The sequence below is a fragment of the Ancylobacter sp. IITR112 genome, from assembly GCF_041415945.1.
Lineage (GTDB): Bacteria > Pseudomonadota > Alphaproteobacteria > Rhizobiales > Xanthobacteraceae > Ancylobacter.
This window is the reverse complement of the sequence record NZ_JBGCUS010000001.1, coordinates 461922-473985: the sequence shown is the minus strand read 5'-3', so window position 1 is coordinate 473985 and position 12064 is coordinate 461922. Positions and strand designations below refer to the sequence as shown.

Annotated in this window: 10 protein-coding genes and 1 tRNA gene; 2 read left to right on the top strand and 9 right to left on the bottom strand. The window is 64.3% G+C overall.

Features of this window, described 5'->3' with window-relative positions:
* The first annotated feature begins 19 nt into the window (after positions 1–19).
* The gene (locus AAC979_RS02070; RefSeq protein WP_371345163.1) at positions 20–1963 is read left to right on the top strand and encodes a glycosyltransferase; all 1944 of its coding nucleotides are present in this window, start codon (positions 20–22) and stop codon (positions 1961–1963) included.
* Here AAC979_RS02070 and AAC979_RS02065 read toward each other — a convergent pair.
* The 8 genes from AAC979_RS02065 to AAC979_RS02030 all read right to left on the bottom strand — a co-directional run bounded on the left by AAC979_RS02065 (position 1908) and on the right by AAC979_RS02030 (position 9386).
* The gene (locus tag AAC979_RS02065; protein WP_371345162.1) at positions 1908–2498 is read right to left on the bottom strand and encodes an SCO family protein; all 591 of its coding nucleotides are present in this window, start codon (positions 2496–2498) and stop codon (positions 1908–1910) included. The two genes, AAC979_RS02070 and AAC979_RS02065, sit on opposite strands and share 56 nt — an antisense overlap.
* 59 nt (positions 2499–2557) lie before the next feature.
* Positions 2558–2713 carry a hypothetical protein gene (locus AAC979_RS02060; RefSeq protein ID WP_371345161.1) on the bottom strand — a complete coding sequence of 52 codons (156 nt, stop codon included), beginning with the start codon at positions 2711–2713 and terminating at the stop codon, positions 2558–2560.
* A gap of 61 nt (positions 2714–2774) precedes the next feature.
* Complete coding sequence (locus tag AAC979_RS02055; RefSeq protein WP_371345160.1) at positions 2775–3710, bottom strand: 2-hydroxyacid dehydrogenase; 936 nt, start codon at positions 3708–3710, stop codon at positions 2775–2777.
* Positions 3711–3859: 149 nt separating this feature from the next.
* Complete coding sequence (gene paoC / locus AAC979_RS02050) at positions 3860–6070, bottom strand: aldehyde oxidoreductase molybdenum-binding subunit PaoC (protein ID WP_371345159.1); 2211 nt, start codon at positions 6068–6070, stop codon at positions 3860–3862.
* 3 nt (positions 6071–6073) lie between these two features.
* Entirely contained in the window at positions 6074–7024 is a 951-nt protein-coding gene (locus AAC979_RS02045) for a xanthine dehydrogenase family protein subunit M (RefSeq protein WP_371345158.1), read from the bottom strand.
* Positions 7021–7695, bottom strand: a complete 675-nt coding sequence (gene paoA, locus AAC979_RS02040; RefSeq protein WP_371345157.1) for an aldehyde dehydrogenase iron-sulfur subunit PaoA — start codon at positions 7693–7695, stop codon at positions 7021–7023. The genes AAC979_RS02045 and paoA overlap by 4 nt, the downstream gene beginning before the upstream one ends.
* A 252-nt stretch (positions 7696–7947) precedes the next feature.
* Positions 7948–8021 (bottom strand) — tRNA-Gly (locus AAC979_RS02035).
* Between the two features lie 105 nt (positions 8022–8126).
* Positions 8127–9386, bottom strand: a complete 1260-nt coding sequence (locus AAC979_RS02030) for a lipopolysaccharide biosynthesis protein (protein ID WP_371345156.1) — start codon at positions 9384–9386, stop codon at positions 8127–8129.
* A 116-nt stretch (positions 9387–9502) separates the two neighbouring features.
* Between AAC979_RS02030 and AAC979_RS02025 the strand changes: the two genes are divergently transcribed.
* A complete protein-coding gene (locus AAC979_RS02025; protein ID WP_371345155.1) occupies positions 9503–10315 on the top strand; it encodes a class I SAM-dependent methyltransferase in 813 nt (270 codons plus the stop codon).
* A gap of 180 nt (positions 10316–10495) precedes the next feature.
* On the opposite strand, the gene AAC979_RS02020 is transcribed toward AAC979_RS02025, so the two are convergent.
* Entirely contained in the window at positions 10496–12025 is a 1530-nt protein-coding gene (locus AAC979_RS02020) for an MFS transporter (protein WP_371345154.1), read from the bottom strand.
* Between the last annotated feature and the right edge of the window lie 39 nt (positions 12026–12064).

The window sequence follows — 12064 nt, the reverse complement described above, 5'->3', positions numbered from 1 at the left end:
GCTAGGCGAGGGCCGCCCGATGACGCAGGTGGTGCGCTGGCGCTCGTGGGGCCCGCTGGAGGCTCTCGACGCAGCCGGCATTCCGGTGGAGGCGGCGGGCCTCGCCCGGACGCTGGACCCGGCCGTCCTGCATTATGCCCGACGGCGAGCCGACCGGCTCGGAACCGGTCTCGATGAGACCTTACTGGCCATGGGCCACGCCTCCTCCGATGCGCTTGCTCAAGCCGCGGCGCGCGAATTGGGCATCGCATTCGAACCCCTCGATCCGACGGTTTTCAGCGCCGCTCCGAAGCTCACGGCGTCCGATATATCCGCCGCATTGCGGAGCGGCATCCTGCGCACGGCTGACGGCCGGCTTGTGATCGCGGCACGCGGCCTACGGCTGCGCCGGCTGGCGGCGCAACTCGCGGAACGGCCGGAGTTGCGCGCACGGACACAACTGACGACACCGGAGCGCCTGTCCGGCTTCCTGCGCTTGCGCTATATACGGCAACTGGGCGGTTACGCCGCCTATGGTTTACGCGACCGGCAGCCGCATCTCTCGGCAGGGACGCTCACCGTGTCGCGCTACCTGTTCGGCCTCTTCGCCGTAGCGCTGGCCGCGCTCTTCCTCACCGCAACCGCAACCTCCTTCATCGGGGCCTGGGCCCTGCCGGGCTTGGTGGCATTGATACTCGTCGGTGCGGCGACCTTGAAGCTGGCAGCCTGCACCATCCCGCCGCAACCCCCGCCGCGCCCGGCGCGTGACGACAGGTCCCTGCCCTATTACAGCCTGATCGTTCCGCTCTACCGCGAAGCGCGCGTTGTGCCCCAGTTAGTCGATGCGCTGGAGGCCATCGACTATCCCCGCGAAAAACTACAGATCCTCCTCGTCATCGAACACGACGACGAGGCAACCGCGACGGCACTAAAGCTCCATGCTCGCCGCCCCGGCTTCGAGGTCATTATCGCGCCCGGCATAGGGCCGCGCACCAAGCCGAAGGCGTTGAACGTCGCCCTGCCTTTCGCACGCGGTACGGTGATCGGCATTTATGATGCCGAGGACATGCCCGACCCCTTGCAGTTGCGGCGGGTGTGCACCACCCTCGGGCGCCAGGGCAATGAACGCCTCGGTTGCGTTCAGGCCCATCTCGTTATCGACAATCTCGCCGATGGCTGGATCCCTCGGCAGTTCGCCGCCGAATATGCGGCCTATTTCGATGTCGTACTGCCCATGCTCGGCCTTTGCAGGCTGCCGCTGCCGCTTGGAGGCACGTCAAACCATTTCCGCCGTGACGCCCTTGACGAGGTGAGCGGCTGGGATCCTTTCAACGTGACCGAGGACGCGGATCTCGGCGTGCGCCTCGCCCGGGCGGGCTGGAGTACACAGGTCATCACCTGCACGACCGACGAGGAGGCGCCGCGCCGGCTTGGGGCCTGGATGCGTCAGCGCACGCGCTGGTACAAGGGATGGATGCAGACGCTGCTGGTGCATGCGCGCCGGCCGCTACACATGGTACGCAGCGCCGGCTGGCCGGGGACGCTGACGCTGCTGTTTCTGCTCGGGAGCGGTACTGCGGCCGCACTGCTCCACCCTGTGCTGTTCGCCTCACTCGTGCTGGGACTTTTCCTCGCGCCGGTGCCTCACCCCTCCGCGATGTCGACATTGCTCGACGCCGTATGGTTCGGCGTGCTGCTGGCGGGACTGATGGGCACCGTCCTGTCAACATTTCTGGGCATGCGTCGGCGGCGCATTGCTGGCGCCGCCCAGGTCGCGCTGTTGATGCCGGTTTACTGGCTCATGATGTCAGCCGCCGCCTGGCGGGCGCTGATAACGCTCGCCATCGCCCCTTCACATTGGGAGAAGACCGAGCACGGCCTTGCGCGCACCTCACGCCGGCGGCAGGGATTGCGGCCGACCGTACGGCTTAGAAGTAACGGCGCAACTCGGCCGCGGCGTCCGCTGGCGGCTGCTTCAGGTTGAACGGGGCGACGAAGCGGCCCTCCTTGTCCATGAGATAGACAATGGCCGTGTGGTCCATGGTGTAGTCGCCATCCTGCGTCGGCACCTTCTTGGCATAGGCGCGATAGGCGCGGGTCACCGCAGCGATCTGCTCCGGGGTACCGCTCAACCCCTGAATGCTCGGGTGGAAGCTGCCGAGATAGTCCTTCATCACCGCAGGCGTGTCGCGTTCGGGATCGACGGTGATGAACAGACCCGTCGCCTTGTCCGCATCCGGCCCTAGCGCCTCGAAGAGCTGCGACATCTCGAACAGCGCGGTCGGGCAAATATCCGGGCAGTGGGTGAAGCCGAAGAACACCAATGTCGGTCTGCCGAGATAGCTCTCCTGCGTCACCGCATTCCCGTTCTGGTCAACGAGTTGAAAGGGACCGCCGATCGACACCTCGTTCGAGACCGGGCCCTTGCCGGAGGGCAGCAAAGCCAACGCACTGGCAACGATGACAACGGCGCCGACAACAAAGGCAGCCAGCAGCAGGACGATACGACGATGGGACATGGCACCACAGCACAACTCGGCGCAGCCGCACCGGCCGGCGCCACGGATCGGTCAAACGGTCAGAAACAATAAGCGAGACCAGCCGCGAGCATCTCGAAGAAAACGGCCGCACCGTGGCGCGCCCACAGGCCGATCGCCGCACCGAGGGCGAGGACGGCGGCGATCCCGAGCCCCCATCTCCATGCGCCAACCCGCACTGAAACCGTACCCATCATGTCCGCGCCCTTCGATCGGTCCGATACCTCTGCCCGCAAGCCATTCGCGCCATGACCCCCGTCAATACCCCCGCCGCGGGTCCACTTCGTGCAGCGGCGGCAGGCCCTGGCGAACGCGCCGAATACTCTCTGCAACGTCGCGCGCCGCAAGCTCCGGCACGGTGATGCTCGCCACATGGGGCGTTATCAGCACATTGTCGAGACTCCAGAGCGGGTGCTCCTTGGGAAGCGGCTCGGTCTCGAACACGTCAAGTGTCGCCTCGGCAAGATGGCCCGAGCGAAGCGCCTCCACAAGGGCCGCCTCATCGACCAGAGCACCACGCGACACATTCACCAGCTTCGCGCCTCGCGGCATCAGCGCGAGTTCGGCGGCGCCGAGCAGGTGATGGGTTTGCGGCGTCAGCGGCACCAGGCACACCACAATGTCGCTCTCGGCCAGAACGCGCTCAAGCCCCTCGCGGCCTGTCCGTGCGGTGACGCCGGGAATCTCCTTGGGGCTCCGCGACCAGCCCCACACGGCGTAGCCCATCGCCGCCAGCGCCTTTGCCGCCGCAGCGCCGAGTTCACCCAGCCCCAACACGCCGACCTTGATCTCGAACAGCGGACGGGGATGGATATAGTGCCACTCACCCCGCCGCGTTGCACGCTCGAAGGCCGGTATATCGCGGGCATAACGTGTGACGGCAAAGATGACGTAGCTCGCCATCATCGCCTCCATCCCGGGGTCATTGAGGCGGGCGAACTTCACCGGCACCAGATCGTCGCGCTGCATCAACGAGTCGACGCCCGCACCGAGATTGACCACGAGTTGAAGATTGGGAAAACGGGCGAAGAAACCGGCGGGCGGGGTCCAGCACAGCGCATAGCGGATATCGGCGGGATTGCCCACGTCAGGCTCGATCCGTACATCGAGATCGGGCAGTTCGGCGATAAGCGCCGACCGCCACGCCTGCGCATTGTCCACCGAACTGTAGAAGACCAGGGCATCACCGCTCACGCTCATTCTCCGCTTCTCACCCCCGGACGACTCGCCGATCCTGTCATCCTATAGGGTGGGAGCGGCGCCGACACTCATCGCCGCCGCGCAGAAGGAGCCACAGGAGCGGTCTGCACGCTCGTCCACAGTTTGCCTGGAGTGGCGGTTTTTCAGGCCACCTCCGGCAGACGGTCGAGATGCTTATCGAGGGTGATGGGGTAGTCGCGCACGCGCACGCCGGTGGCGTTATAGATGGCATTCGCCACCGCAGCGCCGACGCCGCAGATGCCGAGCTCGCCGATCCCCTTCGCCTTCATCGGCGAGGAAATCGGATCCGCTTCGTCGAGGAAAATGACCTCCTGATGCGGGATGTCGGCATGGACCGGCACCTCATAACCGGCGAGGTCGTGATTGACGAAAAAGCCACGCCTCTTATCGACGGCGAGTTCTTCCATCAGCGCCGCCCCCGCCCCCATTGTCATGGCTCCGATCACCTGGCTGCGCGCGGACTTCGGGTTGAGAATGCGGCCGGCGGCACAGACCGCCAACATGCGCCGCAGGCGCGTTTCGCCAGTTGCGCCGTCGACCGCCACCTCGACGAAATGCGCGCCAAAGGTGGATTGCTGATAGGTCTGATCGAGGTCACCATATTCAATCGCGTCCTCGGCGGTGAGATCGCCCTCCGCAGCCGCGTAACCGAGCCTCGCGCTGCGGTTGCCCGCGCGCACCTCGCCGTCCACGAAGCTGGCTTCGCCCGAATTGAAGCCGAGGCGGCGCGCCACCTCCTCCCGCAGCTTGACGCAGGCGGCATAGACACCGGAGGTCGCATTATTGGCGCCGAACTGGCCACCCGAGCCGGCCGAGACGGGGTAATCGGAATCGCCGAGCTTCGCCGTAACCGCCTCCACCGGCACACCCATCATCTCCGCGGCTGTCTGCGCGATGATGGTGTAGCTGCCAGTGCCGATATCGGTCATGTCGGTTTCGACTGTCACCCGGCCTTGCGCGGACAACCTAACGCGGGCACCAGACTTCGTCAGCAGATTGTTGCGGAAAGCAGCCGCCATGCCCATGCCGACAAGCCAGCGCCCGTCCCGACGCATGCCCGGCCGGGAGGGACGAGCGTTCCACCCGAAGCGCTCAGCCCCGAGGCGCAGGCATTCGGCCAAAGGCCGCGCCGAGAACGGTCGCTCGGGATGTTCCGGATCGACCTGGGTGTCGTTGCGAATGCGGAAGTCCACCGGGTCCATGCCGAGCTTTTCGGCCATTTCGTCCATCGCCATTTCCAGCGCCATCATGCCCGGCGCCTCGCCCGGCGCGCGCATGGCATTGCCCTCCGGCAGATCGAGCACGGCCAGGCGCATCGCCGTCATGCGGTTGGCCCCGGCATAGAGCAGGCGCGTTTGCCCGACAGCGGTCTCCGGCCCGCCGCCCTCAAGGTCGCCGGACCAGCTTTCATGGCCGATGGACGTTATGGTTCCGTCCCGCTGCGCGCCCAGCCGGATGCGCTGGATCGTCGCCGGACGGTGCGTCGTGTTATTTGCAATGAGCGGGCGCTGCAGCGCGACCTTCACCGGCCGTCCCGCCGCCCGCGCCCCCAGCGCGGCCAGCACCACATCAGCCCTGAGGAACAGCTTGGCACCGAATCCCCCGCCAATATAGGGCGAGACAACACGCACCTTGTCCGCGTCCATACGCAGCGTTCTGGCAAGATCCCCCCGCGACCAGGCGATCATCTGGTTGGAGGTCCATACCGTAAGCCGTTCACCTTCCCAGCACGCGAGCGTCGCGTGCGGCTCCATCATCGCGTGTGACTGGTCCGGCGTGGTGTAAGTCCTGTCCAGTGTCACCGGAGCGGCCGCGAAAGCAGCCGCGAAATCGCCGACATGGGTGTCGATGGGCCCAGTCAGCCCGTTGGCCTCTGGCGGGAAAGCCGCTCCCTTCGCTGCCTCAAGATCATAATTCCCTGGCTCCGCCAGATAGTCGACGCGCACCAGGGCGGCAGCGGCGCGGGCCTGCTCGAAGCTCTCCGCCACCACGAGCGCCACCGCCTGATGGTAATGCTGAATAAGCGGACCGCCGAGCAGAGGCGCGGTGTTGTAATTGCCCTTGTCCAGAGGCCCGGCATTCTCCGCCGTGACGATGGCGAGCACCCCCGGCGCGCGCTCTGCGGCGGACAGGTCCATCGCCTTTAGGCGGCCCTTGGCGATGGTGGCGCCGATCACATAGCCATAGGCGGGATCGGCCACCACATCGTGCCGCTCATAGGCATAGGGCGCCGTGCCCGTGGTCTTCAGCGGGCCCTCGATCCGGTCCAGCGGCTGCCCCACCACCTTCATCCGGTCGATCGGGTTTGTGGTTTCGGGCTTTTCGAACTTCATGGTTCAGCCCCTTCCCTCGATGAGGATCGAGTCCAGCGTGCGCGCGACCAGCGTGATCTTGAAGGCGTTGTCGCGCGTCGGCCGGGCGGCGGCGAGCAGCCGGGAAGTGACAGCGCGGGCGCCGCGCCCCATCTCGCTCTCCGCCGCCTCGACGCGCCACGGCTTGGGAGCGACGCCGCCGAGCGCGACGCGCCCCGTGCCGTCCGGCTGCAGCACGGCAGCGACGGAAACCAGAGCGAAGGCATAGGAAGCTCGGTCGCGCACCTTGCGATAGACATGGCGACCACCCGGCGGCGGCGGCAGCACCACGGCGGTAATCAATTCGCCGGCGTCCAGCGCCGTCTCCACATGCGGCGTGTCGCCCGGCAGACGATGAAGCTCGGCCATGGGGATCGAGCGTTCGCTGCCATCAGCACGCACCGTTTCCACCGTCGCGTCGAGCGCGCGCAAAGCCACCGCCATATCGCTGGGATGGGTGGCGATGCACGCCTCACTGGTGCCGATCACGCCCAGTTGGCGGGACACCCCGCCTATCGCCGCGCAGCCGCTGCCGGGCACGCGCTTATTGCAGGGCTGGGCGGTATCGTAGAAGTAGGGGCAGCGCGTGCGCTGAAGCAGATTGCCGGCGGTGGTGGCCTTATTGCGCAATTGGCCCGATGCGCCCGCCAGAAGGGCACGTGCCAACACAGCATAGTCTCGCCGCACCCGCGGATCGGAGGCCAGCGAGGTGTTGCTGACCAACGCGCCGATGCGCAGCCCGCCTTCCCGCGTGGGCTCGATCGTGTCGAACGCGAGGCCGTTCACATCAATCAGATGGCTCGGCGTCTCGATCTGCAGCTTCATCAAGTCCAGAAGATTCGTACCGCCTGCGATGAATTTTGCGCCGGGACTGGCAGCCGCCGCGCGCGCTGCCTCGGCCGCCGAGGAGGCGCGCTCATAGGTGAATGGCATCATGACTGCCTCCCCGCCACGTCGGAGATGGCGTCAATAATATTGGAATAGGCACCGCAGCGGCAGATATTGCCGCTCATCCGCTCCCGCAATTCGTCCACCGATGCTTCGGGACGCCCGGTGAGGTCTGGAGTGACATGGCTGGGAATACCGGCCTCGATTTCGGCGAGCATCGCCACGGACGAGCAGATCTGTCCCGGCGTGCAATAGCCGCACTGATAGCCGTCGTGCCTGACGAAGGCAGCCTGCATCGGGTGCAAATCTGCCGGCCCTCCCAGTCCCTCGATGGTCGTCACCTCATCGCCCTCATGCATAACCGCGAGGGTGAGGCAGGCATTGATGCGGACCCCGTTGACCATGACGGTGCAGGCACCGCACTGGCCATGATCGCAGCCCTTCTTCGTGCCCGTGAGATGAAGCTGCTCGCGTAGCGCGTCGAGCAGGGTAGTGCGGGTATCGACCTCCACCTCGGTGGTAGTGCCGTTGACGGCAAAGCGAACAGAGAGCCGCGACGGCAGGGTTCCCGGCTTGTCACGTCCCACCCCGTCACCTCTCGGTGCAGAGGCGTCTTCAGCGCGCGCAATCGTCCCGCTCGCGTGCGAGACGGTGACGGTCGCTGCCCCAGCGACCAGGAGGTCACGTCGAGACAAGGTGGTTTGGGGGGGGCTCTGCATGGGTGTCCCGGCCTTCGGTGGCGTAGTCGCGCTCATTGATCGCAACGAAAATGCGAGCGGCGCGCGAGAGGTTCCCTCATTCCCGCGGCCCGAATGGGCCAACGGGGAGCGCCCTCGGCGGCAGAGCCAGCACGGATCGGAATTTCTGGCCGGGCGCACGGCGCCCCGATCCCTGCGATCACGTTCGCTTGCAACGCCGACAGAACACCCGGCGCGAGGCCGCAGCAGGGGTGGACGCAGGAGAATTGCCGCTGGAGCGGGCGAAGGGAATCGAACCCTCGTATGCAGCTTGGGAAGCTGCCGTTCTACCATTGAACTACGCCCGCTCAGGCAGCGCGCACCTTAAGGGCGAGACAGCGAGGCTTCAAGGGGGAAAGAACCCGCGTTCACAGGGCCTGTACGGAGAACCTCAGGCATTCGCGGCGACAGGCCTACTCAAGGCCATGCCGAAGGAGAAACCGCCGGGTCCCGCTGACATGCAGCGGACGGCCGCGATTGATCAACTGCCTGATGATGCGTCGACGCGCCTCGGGCGGCACGTCGTCGAGTATCTGCAAACAGTCCTGCTCAGACCACAGGCCGCGCTGAAGAAGGTCCTTCTTGACGACAGGCGCGCCCAATAATAGCCGAAAAAGGCCAAACCCCACGTGAATCTGGCTATGAGCAGAAACCTCCGCCAGCATTGCCTGAATGATACTCCATCGCAGCACCTCCCGATGGGCGGCCGCGAAGGTGGTCTGCTGACGACCGCGAGGCGTATCGGGCGGACGGGTCAGGGAACTGAGCGTTGGCACCGCGCCTTGGGAAGACGATTGCGGAGTATCGCCGCTTGGGCGTGAGGTGTGGCGCTCCACTTCGAAGGCGCTCACCAGTTGCCGGCCGACACCTAAGGTCCCCTCGCGGGTTTGCGCCAGAAAAGCCGACCTCCATGCCGGAGTCATATATTTGAGGAGCCCAAGCAATTGGGCAGCGTCGAACGTGCGGAGATGTTCGCCGAGACGATCCACGGAATAGATCACGCCGATAGCGTAACCGCGCTTTTTCAACTGCCGAGATAAGGCAATCTCACCCTGATGGATCGCGTGAGGGCGGATATCGTACGGCCGATAACGCTTCCAGAACGACAGCAGCTTCGAGTCGTAGAACACCTCGCCGCTCACCGAAAACACATAGGAGCCGATGTGGTGCTCGAATTCGTGGTTCTCGAACGCACCGATGACAGGATACGTATCCTCGATCATCCGATGCACCATCGCGTCCAGCTCGGCACCGGCGATATAAATGACGCTGTCGTTGAAATACAGCATGCGTGAGACGGCTCGCCCCTCAGCTGCGAGGCGGAGGGTCGCCGCGCGAAAGGCGCCGAAATCACGACCCACATTCCGCCGCACCATCACTCGATGAGCGTCCCGCCGAAGCATTTCCAGCACGTTCAACTTCGGCAAACCGTTGCATATGACCACGGCGTTCACGCCACGGCGGCGCAGTGCCTTCAGCAGATCAATAAGGTCGGATGCAACACCAAAACCCGAATAAGAAACAACAATTGCATAATTATTTCCGACAGCCGGGCAACACTCCTCATCTACATAAAAACGCGGCACATTTTCCCGGATTACACTCGGGAATTGACGCATCTTCTTCGAGAGAAGATAAGCGCGGAGCCTCAGATCATCAAAGCGCAGGCGCACGACAACGACTCCGGGATGCGACAAACATGCTACCATATGCCGATATGAGGGTCGGCGGCGCGTTTGAATTGCGTCTTTGTGGCTGCTGACAACCCGCGAGCGCAAGAGGGTTTCGCATGGACTTCCGCAATTACGTGCGCTCGAGAGTTGGGAAATATCGCATAGGGATAGAATTCGGCGCGTCCTATAATCCGATCGTCGCGAAGAAGGATGGTTTTAACGTTTATATTGTCGATCATGCCGATGAGGCGTCATTGAGGGAGAAATACCGCGACCATCCCGTGGATGTGACACGTATCGAACCGGTTGATGCAATTGATGATGGCGGAGAATTGACCCGACTTCTACCGGAAGGCGAGAGATTTGACTATATCATTGCCAGTCATGTCTTCGAACATCTCCCCGACCCGATCAGATTTCTCCAGCGCTGCACGCGAGCGCTAAAACCCGACGGGAAGCTGTATCTTATGCTGCCCGATCGTCGCTTCACCTTCGATTATTTTCGCCCTGTCAGCACAACAGGCGCCATGGTCCGTGCCTATCTGGAGAAACGCACGCGGCATGATCCGGCCCACCTTTTCGACCACTATTCGATGTCGGCGGAGCGAAACGGTGCCGGCGTCTGGGCTGATCTTGACGGTGGCGTATTCAGCTTTACCGGAACCCTTGAAGCGGGCTACGCGGCCGCCACGTCGCTACAGACCGATTATTTGGATTGTCATGCGTGGATATTCACGCCAGCGAGTTTCCGCAATATCATCGAGGAGCTTCGGGAAATAAATCTCATCGAGATGGGTGAAGTCGAGTTTTACGACAGCGTGGGCTGCGAGTTCTTTGTTGTACTGTCCCCCAATGCTCCGTCTAACCTGCTCAGCCGCGTGGAGCGAGCGGAGCGGGTGGTCCGGGAAGCGAGCAGAATAGCGACATGACCGCGCGATCACCGATCGACGCCGTTCCCGCCAGACGGCGAACGAAGGGGAGTGCCCGGCAGACTTCCGCGTAGCCGCCCGCCGGCGCGGGCTCTCCAAGCCTTCCTGCGCTCCACCCGGCAGAGAACGGGGCTGCCTGGGTCGGCAAGCGGACCCTTGCAGGCTCTGCGCATCCGCGCGTCAGATCTCGGCGATCGCGCTTTCCGGCAACCGCACCTTGCCGTGATGATGCCCACGCCCGCCAACCTCATCGAGGCTGACGCCCGCCGTCTCGATGCGGAACCGCCAGGTGATGGCGGCGCCAAGCAGCGACATCACGACCAGCCCGTACAGCAGGGACTGCTGACCGATGGTGGACAGGAGCACCGGGAAACCGAAAGCAGTAACCACCGCACCCATCTTGGCGAACGCCGCCGCGAAGCCGGCTCCCTTGCCGCGAATGGCGGTGGGAAACACCTCGCCGGCGAGCAGGTATGTTTGCGCGTTCGGGCCGAGATTGGTCATGAAGTTGAACATCATGAAGCCGGCGAAGATGAGGGTTGTCGAAAGGGGGCCGTCATAATAGGCCGAGAAGGAAGCGATCAGCAGCCCGGCGGCGCAGCCGACGAAGCCGAGAATCTGCAACGGAACACGCCCCACCCGATCGGCCAGCGCCACGGCAAAGATGATGCCGACGATGAGCAGCACGTCGATCATGGCCGCCCCCTGGGCGGCGGAGATGTCGTTCTGAATGACCTCGGCGATGTTGCGGGCATTGCCACTGTCATGACCCAGCGCTGCGGCGAGGATGGTGGGCGTGAAGATCCCAATGCCATAGGTCGACAAATCCTGCAGGAACCACGGCACCGAGGCGAGGATGGTGGCACGGCGGTTCCGGCGCTCGAATAGGGCCGCCCAGCCATTTCCTTCCGTCGCCTCCTTGTCGGGCGCCGACAGCACGACCTTTTTCGGATAGGCCGGCCGGCGGTGCAGCAGCCGGGCAGTGACGCGCTCGGCCTCGTGCTTGCGACCGCGGGCGAATAGCCAGGGCGCGCTCTCGGTCACGAAAAAGCGGCCGGCAAGAACGATCATGGCCGGGACGATGGCTGCGGCATACATCCAACGCCAGGCGGTGACATCGGGATCGAGGGTGAGCACGGCATAGCCGACCCCGGTGCCGACCAAGGCGCCCACCGCCTGGAACGCGAACGCGCCCAGAACGAGACGACCGCGGGCGCTGGTCGGAATGCTTTCTGAAATGATGAGATGGGCTGTCGGATAGTCGCAGCCGAGCGCCAGACCGATTCCGAAGAGAAAGACCACAAGCCAAGGATAGCTCGGCGCAACCGACAGCAGCACCAGAAAGATGATGAAGAGGACCATCTCGACGATGAACATGAGTTTGCGCCCGAACTGATCGGCAAGGCCGCCGAGCAGCAGCGCGCCCACCAATATACCGGCGAGCGAGGCGGCTCCCACCACGCCATGGGCAACGGCGTCGAGGCCGAATTCGTTGGCGATCAGCGGCATCGCCACGCCGGTCATGAAGACGACAAGCCCCTCGAAGAATTTGCCCGCCGCCGCGAGCCCCCAGATGCGCCATTGCATCGCGGTCATCGGTGTGACCGGCACCGGCGTGCCATCCGGCCAGCTCGGGCGCTCGTCAATGTAGTTTTGAACCGTCCTGCCGATCTCGGTGTCGTGTCTATCCGGGGAGAGGTTCTGTTGCATCAGGCTTTCCTGAATCGTACGGCAGTGGAAGGACGCAAC